The following is a 20,690-nucleotide window of genomic DNA, read 5'->3' as shown; positions in this document are numbered from 1 at the left end:
CCAGTCCGTTCGAGGGGGCCGGCCAGACCGCCGGCCCCCTCGGCACGTCCGCGACATCCCCTGACGACGTCGTTGCCGTCGCCGGCCGCTTGAACACGGTCATCTCGTGGGTCCCCGAAGAGCTCGGCATCGATCCGAGTGGCGCGCAGGGCCCACTGAACGGTGTCCGGATCGGGGTCAAGGACAACATCGAGGTCGCGGGGGTGCGGTCGACCTGCGGGTCGGCGTACTTCGCCGATCGGGTGGCCGACCGGGACGCCGCCTGCGTCGCGGCACTCAAGCGTGCCGGGGCGACCATCACCTCCACGCTGAACCTCGCCGAATTCGCCGTGGGCGTCACGAGCCAGAACTCGGCGTCGGGCGGTCCGGTGAATCCCTGGGACGCCGGCCGGGTGCCCGGCGGCTCCAGCGGCGGTTCCGGCGTCGCGGTGGCAGCCGGTGTCGTCGACGTGGCACTCGGCACCGACACCGGTGGTTCCATCAGACTCCCCGCGGCCTGCTGCGGGGTCACCGGTCTCCGGCCGTCAACCGGGGTTCTGGACATGTCCGGGATCTTCCCGGTGAGTGCGTATTTCGACACCGTCGGGCCGCTCGCACGTACGGCCCGAGAGGTACGCGAGACGTTCGCGGTCCTCGCCGGCTCGGACGTGGCAGGTGTGGATGCCGACAACCTGAGGGTTGCGGTCCCCCGGCCGTTCGTGACCGGCGACGTAGACCCGGCCATCGCGGACGCCGTCGGCGAGACCGTCGAACTACTCCGACGGTTGGGGCACCGGGTCGTGGAATGTCCCGTGCCGCACAGCGAGTCAGCGCAGGATGTGGTCTACACCCTGGTCTATTCGGACCTCGCACGTACGCACGCCGAACGGTTGCGCGACGAGCCGACCCGGTTCCAGCAGGCAACCCGGGAACGAATTGCCCTGGGATTGACCATCTCCGACGAGCAGCGAGCAGCCGCCCTGCGGCAACGAGACCTGTTCCGGGCCGCGATGACCGACATGTTCGGTGAGATCGACGTCGTACTGACCCCGGCGATGCCGGTGGATGTGCCGCGACTCGGCGGCGGAGAAACCGTGGTGGCACAGGCCCGCCGGATGGGACAGCTGACATATCCGTGGTCGCTGCACGACGGTCCGACCCTTGCTCTTCCGGTCGGCGTGCATCCGTCCGGTATGCCGATCGGTGCACAACTGACCGCCGCACGCCTACACGAGGGAACTCTCCTCGCGTTGGCCGAGCAGATCCAGGCGCACAGTGAGTGGCACCTGCGGGTCCCGCCCGTCCGCGTCAGCTCTGACGCCTGAGCAGGTCCATCTGCTTGTAGACGTCGCCGAGATGGTCGAGGTGCCGGCGCATGAGGGTCATCGCCGTCATCGAGTCCCGGCGCTCGACCGCGTCGAGGAGTGCTCGGTGGTCTTCGTCGACGCATCGCCAGAACCCCTCTGGCGCAACGTCGCGGCTGAATCGGCTGCCGATGACGCGGAAAACCGGGACAGTGATGAGGTCGAGTAGCGGGTTGTCCGCCGCCCGCAGCAAGATGCGGTGGAATTCCTGGTTGCTCGCGTAGACCTCGGGACCGATCCCGGCGTCGGGATCGAAGATGGTGGCGCGCAACTCTTCCAAGTGCGCCTCGGTGTGACGGTAGGCCGCGACGCCGGCGGCGGGCACCTCGGTGAGCTGCCGGACCTCCATGAGTTGGTCAACGGTCACCCCTTCGGCCGCGGCGAGGAGCGTCACTCCCGCCTCGAGGTGCGCACTGAGCTGACCGATGTCGGGTTTGGCGACGAACGTACCCCCGGTCACCCCGCGGGTGGTGTGGACGAGGTTCTCGCTGGCGAGGGTCCGTATGGCCTCGCGGACCGTGCTCTGTCCGACGCCGAACTCAGCGCGGAGTTCGACGTCGGGGGGCAGACGAGTACCAGGGGTCAGCTCACCGGCGAGGATGCGTACCCGAAGCGCGTCGGCCACGATCTCGTACGCCGGGCGTCGTCCGGACTTGTTCGATCCGGGCTGATTCGCTTCTGTCACAACATGATCCGATCTTCATGGGTTGCCCCCAAACTACCAGATCACGGCGGGACGGCACCTACAGATAGACCACCCGATACTTGAGACTCCCCTTGATCCGACCGACGAGGTTTCCGGTCACCCAGATCCACGCGCCACGTCGACGACGGGACCATCCCCAGGGCCACACCGGGCAGGTGGCGAGGACGACGCCTGCGTGGATCGGGAACCACCACCACTCACGGCCGGGGGCACCGTACTGCTTCGCGACCCGCGCCTCTTCGCTGCCGTAGTCGATGACCTGGTTCCAGGACTCGCGCAGGCCGGTGCGGTAACGGTACGCAACCATCGCCTCGGGCGCATAACCGAAGGTGTACCCGGCGGTCTGCACACGCCAGCAGAACTCGACATCGCTGCCGGCCGTCGGGTAGTCCTCGTCCCACCCGCCGACGGCATCGAACACCTCTCGCCGTACACCGAGATTGCAGCCGAAGCTCATCGGCAGGTGGCGGCCCAGGACCACCGGTTCCTCCGGGTCCGGGAGGGCTCGCCAGGCGGCGACGACCGGGTCGTTGAGGGTGTCCCGTTCGAGGGGCCCGCCGATCAGGTCGGCGTCCCGGCCCGCGGTCACCATCGCGCGCAACCACGTCGGATGCACGGCATCGTCCTGGTCGCAGTAGGCGATGAAGTCTCCTCGCGCGCTGCGGGTTCCGACGTTACGCGCATGCGAGGTACCGGCTACGTCCGAGGAATCCACCCAGCGAAGGTCCAGATGCTCCCGCAGCGGGTGAGTGTCCAAGTGCTCACGCACCTCTGCGCTACCCTCGTTGTCGCTGACGATGACCTCGAAGTCGCCGGTGAAGTCCTGTGCCGCCAAGGCTTCGAGCTGAACGTCGAGATCCGGCAGACCGCGGTGGTAGGCGATGACCACCGATGCCGTCATCACGGCACCTCCCGCAGCTCGGCAACGGTGAGTGCTCGGTCCGGGTCGGCCGCCACGGTCTCGAGGATCGCTCGCATCCGGTCGACGACGCATTCCGCAGTCGCGGTGTCGAACAGTGCCACCGGGTGCAGCAGCGTTCCGGTGAGTCCGGCGGGACCATCGGCGTCGCGGACTTCGAGCACAGTGAACTCCAACTCGTGCTTGGCCACGGTGATCGCAATCGGCTCCCTACTGATCCGCACGCCGCCGAGGTCGATCTCGTTCATCCCGGCGTCATCCGCCCCGGCCTGCTGCAGGATCAGAGTCGCGGGGAAAAGCGGGTGTCCCGACGATCCGGCCGGGTCCCGCTCGAGACCGAGGGCTGTCGCCAGTTCGGGAGTCGAGATGTCCGGGTGGGCGAGGCCCTCGAGAAGCTGCTGGTGGACGTAGCGGGTCAGGTCGGCGAAGGCACGAGAGTCCGCGGCGTCGAGTCGCATCGGCAGGTCCTCGGCGAAGTTGCCGATGACTCCGTCGAGCGAGACATGCGACCGGTTGGCGTTGGCCGTGCCGACGCGCACATCGGGGTCGCCGGCCAGGTCGGCCAGGATCACCGCGAACGCAGCCTGGAGCACGGCGAACATGCTCGACGATTGGTCCCGCGCGTATCGGTCCAGCGCCGTGTGCACCTCGGCATCGAGCCCGAATACGACCGTCGCACCGGCTGATTCCCAGCGCTCCGGACGCGGACGGTCGGTGCGGAGAGCGGGGCCGGTACCGGGTCCCCGCGTGCCGGCGGTCAGCCGCTTCGTCCAGTAGGCGAACTGACGCTCCCGATCGGCGTCGAGGATCTCGGTCCGCCAGCGCGCATAGTCGCGGAACCGGACGCCCGGTTCGGGCAGTACCGATGCGGTCTCCGTGTCGGAACTCCGGGCGACGAACGCGGTGACGAGGTCGCGGGTCAGCGGGCCCATCGACTGGCCGTCGACGCTGAGGTGGTGCGTGACGAGCACCAACACGTGGGTTCGCGGGTCGAGACGCAGCAACTGCAGCCGCAGCGGCGGACCGTTCACCACATCGATCTCCGCCCAGGCCAGGTCGGTGAGCACGCGTTCGAGATCGCCGGCTGCGACGTCCCGCGGTTCGAGTCCGCGACCGATGAGGTCAGCGACGCCACCGGTCGGCAACACGACGAGTTCGGGGCCGTTCTCCGCCTGGACATGTCGGGTGCGGAGCGACTCGTGGCAGTCGACGACGTCGACCAGGGCCGCGTGCAAGACCGCGACCAGAGACTCGGTGTCGAGGTCTCCGGAGAAACGCACGGCGACCGGCACATTCCAGTCGGCTCCGGCACCGCTGTTCACGGCCTCCCAGATCCGACGCTGCGACGGCGCGAGCGGCGCCGGGTCGTCGTCGTGGCCTCGGACCAGTTCCGGCACATCGACTCCGGACGGGTCGAGTGCGGGCAGTGCGTCGATCTGCGCGGCGAGGTCGGCGACGTCGACCGCGTCGAACAGCATCCGCACCGGGATCCGGCGGCCGAGCTCGGCCTCGAGGAGCGCCGCCGCCCGCGTCGCCGACAGCGAGTTGCCGCCGGCGTCGAAGAAGTTGTCGCCCAGGCCGATCCGTGCCGCGCCGGTGACCTCGGCGATCACCGTGGCCACGCGCTGTTGCAGCTCGGTCTGCGGCGCCTCGTAGGCACGCTCGGCGATCCGCGGTCGAGGTAGACGTGCCCGGTCGATCTTGCCGTTGCCGTTGGTGGGAAGCGTGTCGAGGACATGCACTTCGGGACGCAGATAGGACGGCAGCAGCTGAGCGGCCTCGCGCCGGACGACCTCGGCCTGCGCGTCGTCGCCCGTCACGAATCCGACGACCCGATCCTGCCCATCGGCACCGGCACGAGCCACGACCACCGCATCCACCACGCCGGTGCATCGCCGGAGCGCCGCCTCGACCTCGCCGGGCTCGATTCGGAAGCCTCGCACCTTGAGCTGGTGATCCGTGCGGCCCAGGTAGTCGAGCGAGCCATCCCGGCTGCGCCGCACCAGGTCTCCGGTGCGATACATCCGTGCGCCGGATCCGTCGATGCCGTATGGGTCGGCGACGAACGCCGCCGAGGTCCGCGCCGGGTCGGCGTGATAGCCGCGAGCCAGTTGGATACCGCCCAGGTAGAGCTCACCGGCGACTCCGACGGGGACCGGTTGGAGCCGTGAATCCAGGATGCGGATGGACACGGTCGGCTGTGGGGAGCCGATCGGGACGCGGCCGGTCGGCAGCGCCGTCACCTCATGTCCGGTGACGCTGACCGCCGCCTCGGTGGGGCCGTACAGGTTGTGCACCACGGTATTCGGTGCCGCGGACCGCATTCTGTTCACGAGCTCGGCGGGGAGTTCCTCACCGATGCACAGTGCGGTGGTCAGCGTGGCCGGTGGGTCGCCGGCGTCGAGGACCATGCCCAGGGCCGACGGCACGGTCGGCAGGACGGTGATGCGGTGGCGGTCGAGGATGTGGAGCAGTTCGGCGCCGTCGCGTTCGGCACCCGGTTCGGCGAGGACGACGCGTGCCCCGGGACCGAGGGCCCACCAGTACTCCCACACCGACAGGTCGAAGCCCGCGGAGGTCTTGATCAGTACCGAGTCCCCCGGACCCATCGGATACCGGTGTTGCATCCAGCGCAGCTGTTCGCCGACGGCCGCGTGGGACATGCTCACGCCCTTGGGGATTCCGGTGGATCCGGAGGTGAACAGCACGTAGGCCGTGGTCTCGGGATGGGGCGCTAGGAACTCGCACGCACCTGGCCCGGCGGTGAGGTTCAGCGAGCCGACGTCCAGCAGTTCGAGATCACAGTAGGGGCGCGCGTCGGGAGCATCCGGACCGGCACCGAGTACGAGGACCGGGTCGGCGACGTCGAGGATCATCGAGGCGCGTTCCGACGCTGAGAGATCCACCGGCACGTAGGCGGCGCCGACGGTGGCCACCGCGTACATCGCGAGCAGCTGCAGCAGGCCGCGGGGCGCGGTGATCGCCACACGGTCGTCGGGTCCGGCGCCGCGATCGGCGAGGATGCGTGCGAGCGTCGTGACCTGCTGGGCGAACCCGCGATACGACAGCACGCGGTCTCCGACGACCACCGCATCGGCGTCGGGGGTGCGGGCCGCCTGGGCGTGGAACGCCGCCGCGAGACCTGCGCTCTGCTCCACCGCCGCGTCCGCATCGGGTCGAGGTGCGGTCATCGTGAGGGAGCGTTGCTCCTCTTCCGACAGCACTGCCAGGTCCCCCACCGCCCGGTCCGGGGTGTCGACGAACGCGGTGAGGATGCGCTGGTAGCGGTCGACGAACTCGCCCGCGGTCAGGGCGTCGAAAAGGTCGGTGGCGTAGACCAACTGGCCGGTCAATCCGTCGGGTTGTCCGTCGTTGTCGAACATGTCGGCCAGCGTGAGGTGCAGGTCGAACTCGGCGACCTCGACGTCGTCGTCGATGATCTCGACCGCGAGGCCGGGCAGGGACAGATCCATCGATCCGATGTTCTGGAACGACAGCGCCGTCTGGAAGACCGGGTGATGGGACGGCGACCGCGGCAGGTCGAGTTCTTCCACGATCCGGTCGAACGGCACCAGCGCGTTCGAGAATGCGTGTAGCGAAGCTTCTTTCGACGCAGCGATCGCGTCTTCCACGGTCGCGGAACTGTCGATGACCGTCCGCAGTGCGAGCATGTTCACGAACATGCCGGCGACCCGATCGAGGTGTTGTTCGCCGCGGCCCGCGATCGGGGTGCCGATGACGACGTCGCGGTTGTCGCCGAGTCGGCCGAGGAGCACGGCCAGCGCGGCGTGCGCAACCATGAACGGCGTGGCGCCGAGCCGGTTGGCCGCCTCGACGATCCGCAGGTGCAGGTCTGCGTCGACCGCGAAATCGATCCGCGCCCCACGACCGCTCGGGTGTGACGGCCGGGGCCGGTCGAGCGGCAGGTCGACGACCGGCGGCGCCCCGCGCAGTCGCTCCTGCCACCCGCGCAGCTGGGCATCCGCGATCCCCTCGTCGAGGACGGCCCGTTGCCAGAGTGCGTAGTCGACGTACTGCACCGACGGCGCGCTGATCGCCGGACTCGCCCCGGCGTAGTCACTCGCCAGCTCACCGGCCAGCGTCACCATCGTCAGGCCGTCGGCGCAGATGTGGTGGGTGACCAGCACGAAGACGTGCTCGTCGGGTCCCACGTCGTCGACTCGCAGCAGTACGGCCCGGATGGGCGGTTGTGCCGTGACGTCGAAGGTCGTCCGGGTGATGCCACGGATGGCGTTGTCCAGGCCGTCACGACGGGCCGTGATCGTCTCGAGAACGGTCGGCGTCGAGTCGGCGGCCAAGACGACCTGATGCGGGCCGTCTGCGCTGTCGGGGTAGATCGTCCGGAAGACCTCATGCCGGACCAGTAGTCCGTGTAACGCCGCTCTGAAGGCGGCGAGGTCGAGTTGCCCGGTCAGGCGCAACACGATCGGGATGTTCTCGGTGAGTGCGCCGGGATCGAACCGGCTGAGAAACCACATGCGCTGCTGCGCGGGCGACAGCGGGATCTGTCCGGGCCGTGCTATTTCCCCGAGGACCGGACCGACGCGCAGCGTCGACGAATCGAGTCGAGTGGCGAGCGCCTGGGCGGTCGGTGCGTCGAACAGATCGCGGACCGACACTTCCCGCCCCGAACGAGCGCGGATGCGCGCAACGGCCTGCGCGCCGATGAGCGAGTTGCCACCGGCATCGAAGAAGTTGTCGGTGGCGCCCACCCGCTCGCGGCCGAGGAGCTCGGCGAACACCTCGGTCACCAGCACCTCGTGGGCGGTGGCGGGGGCGACGTGGGCGGTGAGGACGGCGAATGTCGCCGCCGGCAGCGCGCGCAGGTCTACCTTGCCCGCCGGTGTCAGCGGGATGGCGTCGATCTCGACGATCGCGGCCGGGATCGCGTGGCCGGGCAGAGTTTCTCGTAGGTGGTCGAGCAGGACGTGCGGATCGACGGCGTCGATTGACGGGACGACGTGGGCGACGAGGGCGGCATTTCCGTCCGGGCCGGCCTGTGCGGTGACGACCGCCGCCCGGACCTGTGGATGTGTGCGCAGCAGCGCCTCGATCTCGCCGGTCTCGATGCGATGACCGCGGATCTTGAGCTGGTGGTCGATACGTCCACGGTGAACCAGTGCCGGACCGCCGGATTCGGCGTCGGCGCGGACCTGCACCAGGTCGCCGGTGCGGTAACGACGCGATCCGGGCGGGCCGTCGGGGTCGGCGACGAAAGTCGCCGCGGTCAGGGCCGCACGACCGTGATACCCGCGAGCCAATCCCGTTCCGGCCAGGTAGAGTTCGCCGCTCACACCGGGTGTACAGGGCGCCAGCGCGGTGTCGAGGACCGCGACGCGTGTGCCGATGATGCCGCGCCCGATGGACATCGGTTCGGTGTCGGACTCGGTCATCGGCCCGGCGAGTGTGCCCATGATGGTCGACTCGGTGGGACCGTAGGCGTTGAAGAACCGCACACCGGAGGCGATCCAGCGCTGCGCGATCGTCGGCGAGCAGGCGTCACCGCCGACGATGACCGTCCGCAGGTGCGGGAGATCCTCGGGTTCGATGGTGTCGAGTACGCCTGGGGTGAGGAAGGCGTGGGTGATGCGTTCGCGGCGGAGCAGGTCGGCGAGGTCGTCGGCTCCGTAGATGTCGGTGGGCGCGACGATGGTCGTGGCGCCCGCGTCGGTCGCCATCAGCAGTTCGAGCACGGCGGCGTCGAAGCTCGGTGACGCGAAGTGCAGGACGCGGCTGTCGCGGTCCACGCCGTAGCGGCGCTGTTCGGTGACGAACGACGCGACGCCGCGGTGCGTGATCGCGACGGCCTTGGGTCGTCCGGTGGAGCCCGACGTGAAGATCAGGTAGGCCAGCTGATCGAGGTGGCGCGGTGCACGCAGTTCGTCGTCGGCGATCGGACCGGACGGGAGAGCTGTGAGTTCGGCGTCGGTGTCCGCGTCGTCGATAACCAGGAGGTCGACGTCCTGCCCGACCACCTGCTCGCCGAATCCGGTGGTGGTGACGATGATCGACGCGCCGGAATCGCGGAGCATGAATGCGATCCGATCGGCGGGATAGGACGGGTCGACGGGAACGAAGGCGGCTCCAGCGGCGGCGACGGCGCGTGTCGCGACGACCGACCAGACGGATCGCGGGAGGGCGAGGGCCGCAACTGTTTCCGGACCGGCGCCACGAGCGATGAGGGCACGCGCCAATCGGTGGACACGTCTTCCGACCTCGTCGGCGTCGAATGCCCGCCACTCACGGCAGTCGTCGTATCCGACCAGGCGGTGATCCGGGTGGCTGATCGCGTCGGCGAAGAATGCCGGCGTGGGGGCGTCGGACCCCGACCCGGCGGCCAGCGTGGCCCGCTCGTGATCGTCGAGCAGGTCCAGGGCACGCAGGGGTGTCGCCGGGGTCGCTGTGGCGGCACCGATCGCTCGGCCGAGTCGGGCGAGGATGCCTGCGGCGGTCGAGTTCCGGTAGACGTCGGGCCGATGGATCAGCGCGAGGTCGAGGCCCCCGTCGGCGGTCGGTGTCGCGGTGAACTCCAGGTCGAAGCGGGCAACCGGGATGTCGAGGCGTACCGCCCGGGCCCCGGTGGCGCCGCCGTCGCGCGCGGCAGCAGGATGGTCGCCGTCGACGGTCAGGGTCGCCTGGATCAGCGGATGGCGGGATCCGCTGCGCGACAGACTCAGATGATCGATGATCTCCTCGACATCGAGTTCGCCGTGATCGATCGCATCGACCACGACGTCACGCGAACGTGTGACCAGCGCGTCGAAGCCGGCGTGCGGATCGACGTCCAGTCGTAGCGGCACCATCGTGACGAACATGCCGACCAGATCTGCGACGGCCGCCTCGGACCGTCCGGAGGTCGGGGTTCCGATGACGATGTCCCGCCCCTGCCCGGATCGGCTCAAAGTGAGGGCGAGTGCTGCGTGCAGGACGCCGAAGACGGTGCTGCCGGTGCGATCCGCGAGGGTGCGGATTCGATCGGCCGCGCCGGGTCCGAGCGTCACGTGGTGGACCTCGGGTGCGCCGCCGTCGGCGTCGGCCTCGGGCGCCGACAGCGACGGGGCCCCCTCGAGCGCCGATTTCCAGTAGGAGAGATGGGCGGCCAGCTCCGAGGACGGGTCCTCAACGATGCCGAGCCGCGCGGCCCGGCGGACGACATGGTCGGCGTATTGGATGGGCAGCGGGCTCCACGCGGGGGCGCCACCGGCCAGGCGCGCGGTGAAGGCCTGTTCGAGGTCACGGGCGAGGACGCGTAGCGACCAGCCGTCGGCCGCGACGTGGTGGACGGCGAGCACGACGACCGTCTCGTGTTCCAGTTCCCGGACGACGATCTTCAGGGGCAGATCCTCGGAGAGGTCGATGGTCGCCGACAGGGCCGCACGGACCGCGTCCTCTTCCGACGAGAGTCCTTCGACCACGGGCGATTCGAGAACGACGACCACCGGATCGAGGTCGTACTCGCCGGGCGCGAGAATGACCTGGCGCGGGCCAGTGGCGCCCTCGGGGTAGACGGTCCGCAGGATCTCGTGGCGTTCGATCACGTCACCGGCCGCAGCCCGCAACGCCTCACGATCGAGTCTCAGCGGGAGCCGGATCGGCGCGACGATGAGGTACTCCGACGACGCCGGATCGATCCGATTGTGCAGCCACATCTGCAGCTGTGCAGGTGCCAGCGGGAGCACCTCGGGACGCGCGATCTCGGTGACCGGCGCCTCGCTGCTCCGGGTGGCGTCGGCGGTGGCGGCGAGGGCGGCCGCGGTTCGGCCGTCGAACACCGCACGTACCGGAACCCGGACGCCGAGCTTCTCGGCAATACCGGCGACCAGCCGAGTCGCGACCAGGGAGTTGCCACCGGCGGCGAAGAAGTCGTCGTCGACGCCGACGTGATCGCCGAGGACGTCCCGGATGAGCGTCAGCACAACACCTTCGGTCGGTGTCCGGACTTCGGTGTCACCACCGACGGTGGCGACCGGTGTCTCGGGTGCCGGCAGGGCGCGGCGGTCGACCTTGCCGCTCGTCGTCGTCGGCAGGGCGTCGGAGAGCAGGATGTGGGTCGGCACCATGTGATCGGGCAGGTGCGCGGTGAGGTGGGCGCGAAGCTCGGCAGCGGTGATCGAAGCACTGCTACCCAGCACGACGTGCGCGACGAGCTGAGTGCCGACGCGAGGGTCGTCGTGGATCACGACGACGGCGGACCGCACCTCCGGATGCGACGACGCGACGGCCTCGATCTCACCGAGTTCGACGCGCTGGCCACGGACCTTGACCTGGAAGTCGCTCCGTCCGAGGTAATCCAGGACGGGTGCGGAGGCGTCGGCCGTACGACGCCAGCGCACCAGATCGCCGGTGCGGTACAGGCGTTCACCGTTCCCCCACGGCGAGGCGACGAATCGGGTTGCGGTGAGGTCCGGTCGGGCGTGGTAACCCCGGGCCAGTTGCACACCACCCAGGTACAGCTCGCCGGTCACGCCGCCGGGAACGGGGCGCAGCCGGTGATCGAGCACGTGAACGGTGTTCCCGGCCATCGGGCGGCCGATCGAGATCGGGGTGCCGTCGATGGTGGCGGAGACCTCGACGGCCGTCACGTCAACGGCAGCCTCGGTCGGCCCGTACAGATTGTGCAACGCGGCGGCCGTCCGCGCGCGGACTGCTTGCGCCGTCGGAACCGACAGCGCCTCACCGCTGGTGAAGATCATACGGAGCGAGGTGAGATCGGCATCAGCAGGAATGGTGGCCAGGAAGGCGTCGAGCATCGTCGGCACGAAGTGGATCACCGTCACCCCGTGCTCGCCGATCACCTCGACCAGTGCTGCGGGGTCACGGTGGGCGTCGGGTTCGGCGAGGACGAGGTCGGCGCCGGTGACCAAGGGCCAGAACAGTTCCCACACCGAGACGTCGAAGGTGATCGGCGTCTTCTGCAGGACGACGTCACGGCCGTCGATCGGGTACTGCCGCTGCATCCACGCGAGTCGGTTGACGATGGCCTCGTGGGTGACGCTGACCGCTTTCGGCACGCCCGTCGAGCCAGAGGTGAACAGGACGTAGGCGGGATGTCCGGGTCGGAGCGGGCTGACCCGGTCCGCGTCGGTAATCGGGGTGTCACAGCGGTCGAGTTGCAGGTCGGTCGGATCGAGGAGACGATCGGCGAACGCAGCCGGGATTCGGAGCGCGTCGTCCGGAGCGGAGAAGATCCGGACAGGATCGGCGGTCTCGAGCATCGCGGCGATACGCGGGGCGGGAGCCGCGAGATCGATCGGTACGTAGGCTCCGCCGGCGGCAACAACGGCATGGATCGCGACCAGCATGTCGACCGACCGCGGTACGGCGACCGCGACCGTCCGCTCCGGCCCCACCCCGGCGTCGATCAGCGCGCGAGCGGAGCGAGCCACGCGTCGCGCGAAGTCGGCGGCCGCGATCCTCTGCTCGGCGTCGACGACCTGTCCGGCGGCGTCACCGGCCAGTGCATCGGGAAGCGTGCGTACAGCGGGTACGACGGGCGACGGACCGCCACTTCCCCACTGCCGGACCGTCCGGTCCAGCTGCGGAGCGTCGAGGAGCGTCAGCTCGTGCACGCGCGAGTGTGGTTGCCCGACGAGCTGTTCCAGGATGCGTAGCAGGTCGTCGGCGAACCCGGCGACGGTGTCGCGGTCGAACAGGTCGGTGGCATAGGTCCAGCGGGCTCGCACCGGCTCGTCCAGACCGTCGATGACCTGCGGCATGTCAACGGTCAGGTGGAGGTCGAAGCGGGCCACCGGCACGTCGATCGACAGCGGGGTCGCGGTGAGTTCGCCGCCGACGATCGGTCCGGGGACCGGGTCGCCGAAGGCGAGCATCACCTGGAAGACCGGGTGGTGCGCACCGCCGCGGTCGGGCTCGTACTCGTCCGCGAGCTCGTCGAACGGTATCTCCGAGTTGGTCAGTGCAGCAACGTCACCCGCCCGAACCGCGTCGATCAGGTCCTCGACGGTGCCGTCCTCGTCGATCCGGGTGCGGAGCACCACGGTTTCGACGAACATGCCAACCAGGTCGTCGAGCACTTCGCTACCGCGTCCCGACACGGGCGTACCCACAACGATGTCCGACGTACCTGACAACCGCGCGAGGAGGACCGCGAGCGCAGCGTGGACGAGATGGAACACCGTGGCGCGCCGGGTCTGTGCGATCGCCGCGAGTTCCTCGACCAGAGCAGGGCCGATGCCGAACTCGACGGTGCTGCCGTGATGAGTCGGTTGCGCGGGCCGATTGCGGTCGCCGGGCAGCGGAAGAGGTCCGGGCAGATCCGTGAGCGCCCGCCGCCAGTGGTCACGCTGGCGGGTGATGCTCGGATGGGCGCCCCGCTCCCCGGTGTCGCCGAGAAGCGTCGACTGCCACATCGTGTAGTCCGCGTACTGAGCCTGCAACGGTTCGCGGGTCGGCGTGGTCCCGGCGGCCGCGGCGAGATAGTTGTCGAGCAGGTCGGCGACGAGCGGACCCATCGACCATCCGTCGGCGGCGATGTGGTGGACGACGATCACGATGACGTACGACGCGGGTGCAGTGTGGAACACCGCGACCCGGAACGGGATTCGGCCGGCCAGGTCGAAGCCGCGGTTGGCGACCTCGGCGATGTGATCCTCGACGCGACTGATCACCTCGGCGTTCACCCCGCTGAGATCGATCTCCGCGGTCTGGAGGGCCTCCTCGGTGGGCAGGACGTGCTGACGGGGTATCCCGGCGTCGGCGGGGTAGATCGTGCGGAGGACCTCATGCCGGTCGAGCACTCCGGTCACGGCGGTCCGGAGCGCGTGGGCGTCGAGTGGTCCGTCGACCTGAACGGCGAACGGCAGGTTGTAGAGCGCGGTCCCGGGCGTGATCTGGTCGAGCAGCCACATCCGACGCTGGGCCCGCGACACCGGCAGGATCGTGGGACGCGGCCGAGCGATGAGCCGGGGTCGGTCGGAAGTTGCGGTCGCGTCGACGGCCTGCGCAAGGTCGGCGATCACGGGTGACTCGAAGACGGCACGAACTGGGAGGTCGACGCCGAGGACGTCGGCGATTCGACCCGAGAGTCTCGCCGCCATCAGCGAATTGCCACCGAGGTCGAAGTAATCGTCGGTCACACCGATCACCCGGTTCGCGTCGGCGGGGAGCAGGTCGTCGAGAATGCCGACGAGGATTCGCTCGGTGGCGGTCCGCGGCGCGACGTGCTCGCGCTCGGCGCGCGGCGGTTCGGGCAGCGCATTGCGGTCGACCTTGCCGTGGATTCCGCGCGGCAGTTTGTCGAGGACGATCGCGGAGACCGGGGCCATGTAGGCGGGGAGCCGGTTGCGCAGGTCGGCGAGAACCGCGGCCGGATCGAGCACGTCCGGGTTACCCGGTGCGGGAACGAGGTAGGCGGTGAGGGTGTCGCCGTGATGGGCGGCCACCGCGGCGGCGGCGATCCGTGGATCGGCGGCGAGCGCCGACTCGATCTCCCCCAGTTCGATGCGCAGGCCGCGGATCTTGACCTGGAAGTCGTTGCGGCCGTGGAACTCGAGCACGCCGTCGGGACGGATGCGCGCGAGGTCACCGGTCCGGTACATCCGCTCGCCGGTACCTGCCGGGTCGGCGACGAAGCGGTCCGCGGTCAGGTCGGGACGTCGCTCGTAGGCAGTCGCCAACTGGACACCGCGCAGGTACAGCTCGCCGACGACGCCCAGGGGCACCTGATGCAGGCGGGTGTCGAGGACGACCGCGCCTGAATCATCTACTGGCACACCGATGGCCACCGTCGACGACGGTGTGGTCGAGGAAGACACGGGCGTGGGCGTCCACTCGTGGTGGGTGATGCCGACCGCTGCCTCGGTGGGTCCGTAGAGATTGAAAACACGCGCGCCGAGCACATCGGCGGCACGCTCGGCCGTCGACGGTGCCAATGCCTCGCCGATGCACAGCAGCCGGCCCACGGGATGCGGGGTTCCGGCCATGTCGGCGACCGCGTCGAGGTGCGCGTCGAGCAGGGATGGCACGAAGTGCGCCGCGGTGACCGCGGTGCGGCCGATGAGATCGGCGATGTAGCGGGGATCGCGGTGACCGTGCGCGGTCGCGATGACCAGACGGGCACCGTTGACGAGAGGCCAGAAGAGTTCCCACACCGACAGGTCGAAGGTGAGGGCCGTCTTGAGGACGGTGGTGTCGTCGGGGCCGAGGGGGAATTCCGCGGATTTCCATCGCAATTGGGCCGCGATCGCCCGGTGCGAGACCGCGACGCCCTTGGGCGTGCCCGTCGAGCCGGAGGTGTAGATGACGTAGGCCGTGTTCACCGGTCGCAGCGGCGCGATCCGTTCACCGCCGGTGACCGGCGAGGTGGCGGCCGGCGGAACAGCCGTCACGTCGATGACGTCGGCGTACTCCGGGATCGGGACTGTCGGCGACCCTGCGGTCAGCACCACCGCCGGCCTGCAGGAGTCGACAACCAAGCGGGTCCGACGAGCCGGCGCGTCCGGGTCGACGGGGACGTAGGCGCCGCCCGCGGCCAGGACTGCCAGGACGGATTCGACGAGGGTCGCCGACCGTGAGATCGCGACCGCCACCCGTACCTCGGGACCGACCCCGGCGTCGATCAGGGTGCGGGCCAGTGAGTTCACGCGTGCCGACAGTTCCGCATAGGTCTGCGACGACCCGGTGGCGTCGTCGTGGAGGGCGACGGCCTGCGGGTTTCGCGCGACACCGCCGGCCAGGAGCCCGGTCAGGGTGGCGTCGTCGCGCCCGCTCACCGGCCCGGTCAGCATGTCGGAGACCGAGTCTGCGGCGAGGTCGCCGACCGGGGTGTCCGCGGCATCGAGGGCAGCGGCCAGGAGCTCGACCCACAGCCGGTGCCAACGTTCGACGGTGTTGTGGTCGAACAGGTCCCGGTCGTAGTCCCACTGCACGCGCATCGTCGTCCGGCGTTGCGCTTCGCCGCCGTGACCCGATCCGCCCTGCTCCACGACGGTCAGGTGCAGATCGGACTTCGCCACTCCCAGCGACATTTCGAGGATCTCGGCGTCGACTCCGTCGAGAGTGAGCTGTGCCGGCGCGATGTTCTGGTAGGAGAATCCGACCTGGAAGAGCGGGTGATGGGCCGCGGAACGTCGTGGCCGGACCGCGTCGACGAGGCGGTCGAACGGCACGTCGGCGTGCTCGAAGGCGTCGAGGTCGACCGTCCGCACCTGCGAGAGCAGTTCGGCGAAGGTCGAATTCGCGTCCAAGTGGGTCCGCAGCACGACGGTGCCGACGAACATGCCGACCAGGTCGACCAGATCCCGGTGGTGGCGGCCGGCGACCGGGGTGCCGACGGCGATGTCGTCGGTTCCGCTGAGCCGCGACAGCAGGATCGCGAGGACGCTGTGGGCGACCATGAACGGCGTCGTCCCGGTGTTCCGTGCGACCGTGCGCATCCGGTCGACCAGCTCGGCGTCGATCTCGGCGTGTAGTTCACCGCCGCGCATCCGGGGGTGCGCCGGTCGCGGGCGGTCCGTCGGCAGCGCGAGGAGATCGGGTAGACCGCTCAGATGCCGTTGCCAGTAGTCGAGTTGGACGGCGGCGACCGACGACGGGTCGGCCTCCTCGCCCATCACGTCGAGATGCCACAGCGTGTAGTCCCGATAGGTCACCGGCAGCGGCATCCACTCGGGTGCGGTCCCGCCCCGGCGCGCCTGATAGGCGACGACGAGGTCCCGGGCCAGCGGTGCGGTCGACGAGCCGTCGGCGGCGATGTGGTGCACGACGGCCACGAGGACGTGGTCGTCCGTGCCGACGGCGAGCAGCCGGATCATCACCGGCACTTGCTGTGCGACATCGAAACCGGTGGTCGCCAGCTCGGCCAGCCTGGCTTCGAGATCGTCGGTGACCTCCGGCTCGGTCAGGGTGCGCAGGTCGACTGCGGCGGCGGGCTCGACCTGCTGGACCGGACCGCGTGGACCGTTGGGGTAGACGGTGCGCAGGGTTTCGTGGCGCTCGACGACGTCGAGGATTGCGTCGTGCAGTGCCTGCCGATCGAGGGCCCCGCGCAGGCGGAGAGCCAGCGGGATGTTGAAAACCGGTGAGGCCGTGTCGAGCTGGTTGATGGCCCACATGCGGCGCTGGGCGGGCGACAGTGGCACCGCGCCGCCCGAGACACTGCGTCCGGCGCGGAGTTCGGGAATTCGACGGGTTGCCGGGTCCGCGAGCCGCGCGGCGAGGTCGGCGACCGTCGGTGACTCGAAGACCCAACGAACCGGTATGTCGGCGTCGAGTTGACCCGACAGCGTAGACACCATCCGGGTGGCGGACAGGGAGTCGCCGCCGAGGGCGAAGAAGTCGTCGTCCCGGCCCACCTGCGTGGCGGCGGTGCACTCGGCGAAGGCGTCGGCGACGGCACGTTCGGTGTCGGTACGCGGCTCGGCGTAGGGCGCCGCCTGCATCGTGGGTACCGGCAGGGCCGCACGGTCGAGCTTTCCCGAAGTGGTGGTGGGTATCCGGTCGAGACGCAGGAACGCGGTCGGCACCATGTGTCCGGGGAGGACCGCCCGCAACTGCTCGCGAATGGCCCCGGTGTCGGCGGTTCCCGTGTAGTAACCGACGAGGTATGTGTTTCCGGCAGCGTGGCTTCCGACAGCGTGGCTTCCGTCGGCGTGGCTTCCGTCGGGGGCCTGCATCGTCTGCGGTTCGGTGACCGCGAGGTCGACGCCGGGAACGGCTCCGATCGCGGCATCGATCTCGCCGAGTTCGATGCGGAATCCGCGGATCTTCACCTGTCGGTCGGCGCGACCGAGATAGTCGAGCCGGTATGCGGCATTCTCGCCTTCGCCGGCCAGGCGCCAGCGGACCAGGTCGCCGGTCCGGTACATCCGTGCACCCGCGGGACCCCACGGATCGGCCACGAACCGGGACGCGGTGAGGGCTTGTCGCCGGTGGTAGCCGAGCGCGACGCCCGCACCGCCGATGTAGAGCTCGCCCGACGCGCCGGCCGGTACCGGCTGCAAACGGCGGTCGAGGACGATCGCGGTCGTCCCGGTGATGGGCCCGCCGATCGTGACCGGCTCGGTGGGATCGAGAGGGCCGGCGAGGGTCGACATGACCGTGGCCTCGGTGGGCCCGTACGCGTTGAACATGCGCCGACGACCGGTCCCCCAGCGCGCCACGAGATCGGGCGAGCAGGCCTCGCCACCGACGATGACGGTGCGCAGATCCTCGAGTCCGCCGGGACCGTGCGCGTCGGCGGGCAGGGTGGCCAGCGCGGCGGGAGTGAGGAAGGCATGGGTGACGCGCTGTTCGCGAAGTAGCGCGGCCAGTTCCCCGCCGCCGTAGATGTGCCGCGGGACGATCACCATGGTGGCACCCGACGCGAGGGCCAGCAGGGTTTCCAGCACCGCAGCGTCGAAGCTCGGTGATGCGAACTGAATGGTGCGCGAACCCAATCCGACGCCGTAGTGGCGAATCTGCTCGTCGGCGAGGGAGGCCAATCCGCGATGGCTGACGACGACGCCCTTCGGGACGCCTGTCGAGCCGGAGGTGTAGATGACGTAGGCCGGGTCGTCGACGTGCAACGGGCGGAGACGGTCCGCATCGGTGATCGGCTGCGCAGAGGCGTCCCGGTAGGCGGCGACGACCAGGTCGTCGTCGAAGCCGATCCACTCGCGCCGACTGTTCAGGCCGTCGAGCCGGGCGCGACCACCGGGGCCCACGATGCCGAGATCGACGGCGCTGTCGTCGAGGAGGTAGCTCAACCGGTCGTCGGGGAGCGCCGGGTCGATCGGCACGTAGGCGCCACCTGCGAGAAGAACCGCGAGTTGCGTTGTGACGGAGTATCTTCCACGCGGCAGCAGCAGCGCTACCGTGACGCCCGGTCCCACGCCGCGGTCGATGAGGAACCGCGCGAGCCGGTGCGCCCGGAGGACGAGCTCGTCGTAGCGCAACGTACGTGCCCCGTCGACGACCGCGTCGGCGTGCGGATATGTTGCAGCCGTGCGGGTCACGAGGTCGGCGAAGAGCATGGGCTCCGACGCGACGGGCCCACGCGCCGGCACCAGAAGTGCCCGTTCGTCCTCGTCGAGGATGTCGAGGTCGGCTACCCGGGTGTCTGGTCCGGTCGCGACCATGTCCGCGAGGACGCGAAGATAGCGGCGGCGATGGGCGACGAGTTCGGGTTCGGGATACGCGGCGGCGTTGGCCTCGAGGTCGATGCGGAGGTCGCCGGATCCGGTGCCGGTGTAGACGGTGACGGCGAGATCCTCGGTGGGGCCCGTGCTGAGAATGTGGCTGTAGCCGATGCAATCGCCGAGGATCATCTCGCTGCGGAACATCATCACGTTGACGGCCGGACCGAAGAAGCCGCGACCCACCGAGGAACCGGCGGCCGACCGCGCGGCCAGGTCGCGACGCATGTCCTCGAAGCGATACCGCTGATGGCGCAGGGCCCCGCTCAGTTCGGTGGTGATGCCGGCGATGAGGTCACCGATCCCCATGTCGGGGGTGATGCCGCTGCGGATGGGCACGACGTTGGACACCATGCCGCCCGAACGCCGGAGCATCGCATTGGTCCGGGCCGACACCGGCAGGCTGAGTACGACGTCGTCGGTACCGGCCATCCGTGCGACGTACACAGCGAGCGCCGCGCTCGCCAGTGCTGCCACGGTGACCGAGTTGTCGGCGCAGTAGCGCTCCACGTTCGCGATCAGGCAGGGGTCGAGTTCGCCTCCCACCGTGCGGGAGTCGGCTCCCCCACCGATGACGGGATCGGCGAGGCGGACCGGGTCGGGCAGGTCGTGCAGGCGCTGCGCCCAGTGGTCGCGATCGCGTCCGAAACGGGTCGACGACCGGTAGGCCTCGTCGTCGGCAAGGAAGTCCTCGAGAGAGCCGGACTTCGGGGGTGGGACGGGAAGACCCTGTGCGCGTGCGGTGTACACGGCGGCCGCACGTTCGGCGAAGGCCGAGGCGCCGTAGCCGTCGAGCAGCATGTGGTGCACGCGGTTGTACCAGAAGTACCGGCGGTCATCGATGCGCAGCGTCGCCGATTCCATGAGGCGGTCGGCGAAGAGGTCGAGCGGGCGGCGGAACTCCTCGTCCATCCACACCCGGGCGGCGGCCTCGGGATCGTCGTGGTCCCGGAAGTCGAGGTGCAACATCTCATCGCGCAGTTCCTCGTCGAGGTACTGCAGCGGGGCCTCGGTCGGGTCGTCGGCGGGGACGAGCCGGACCATCGCGGTGCCGAATTCGCGGGCCACCTGCCGGCCGACGTCGGTCAGCAGTTCGGTGTCGAGATCGCCGAGCACCTCGATGTACTGCGCGATCGAGAACGGGGTCTGCGGGACGAGCTGCTGGGCGAACCACATGCTGCGCTGCGCAGCCGACAACGGGACCAGGCGTTCACCGACGGCCGACATGCTCGTCGATGCGGCGTCGTGCCGCTCGTGGACATCGTTGGTGGTCACTTCTCGTCGCTTCCGGGTGGGTCAGGGCATGCCGAAGAAGACCCGGTACCGCGAGGTGACCGGGCTGGATTGGGGTGGTCAGGCGTTTAGAATCGCCTGGGTGGGACGGCTCGACGGCCGTGGTTCGTCGGCGTCACATGAGGACCGCCGGTGGTGAACCTCCCGAGTTCACGGCATGCGGCCCACGAGAGTAGGCGGGTTGCCCGTCGGGATTTAGCACAGGCTAACCTTAACACGGCCTCATGCTGCCGACGAGATTCGCCGGCGCCGCCGAGGGACGACGCCCGACGATC

The 20,690-nt window shown here is 69.5% G+C and carries 4 protein-coding genes; 1 reads left to right on the top strand and 3 read right to left on the bottom strand.

The features are described from left to right. The first annotated feature begins 89 nt into the window (after positions 1–89). Positions 90–1,304, top strand: a complete 1,215-nt coding sequence (locus M1L58_RS08715) for an amidase (protein ID WP_248658575.1) — start codon at positions 90–92, stop codon at positions 1,302–1,304. Here M1L58_RS08715 and M1L58_RS08710 read toward each other — a convergent pair. The 3 genes from M1L58_RS08710 to M1L58_RS08700 are packed head-to-tail and all read right to left on the bottom strand — an operon-like array spanning position 1,288 to position 20,397. Further along, a complete protein-coding gene (locus M1L58_RS08710; protein WP_006868427.1) occupies positions 1,288–2,028 on the bottom strand; it encodes a FadR/GntR family transcriptional regulator in 741 nt (246 codons plus the stop codon). The genes M1L58_RS08715 and M1L58_RS08710 overlap by 17 nt on opposite strands. Before the next feature lie 58 nt (positions 2,029–2,086). Next, on the bottom strand, positions 2,087–2,950 hold the full coding sequence (locus M1L58_RS08705; protein ID WP_248658574.1) for a glycosyltransferase family 2 protein: 864 nt from the start codon (positions 2,948–2,950) through the stop codon (positions 2,087–2,089). Continuing rightward, positions 2,950–20,397 carry a non-ribosomal peptide synthetase gene (locus M1L58_RS08700; RefSeq protein ID WP_248658573.1) on the bottom strand — a complete coding sequence of 5,816 codons (17,448 nt, stop codon included), beginning with the start codon at positions 20,395–20,397 and terminating at the stop codon, positions 2,950–2,952. Before M1L58_RS08700 ends, M1L58_RS08705 begins: the two co-directional genes overlap by 1 nt. Positions 20,398–20,690: the final 293 nt, after the last annotated feature.

The sequence above is a fragment of the Gordonia sp. C13 genome, assembly GCF_023218005.1.
GTDB classification, from domain to species: Bacteria; Actinomycetota; Actinomycetes; order Mycobacteriales; family Mycobacteriaceae; genus Gordonia; species Gordonia namibiensis.
Note: the sequence above shows the minus strand (reverse complement) of the source record. Positions and strands in the feature narration are given on the sequence as shown.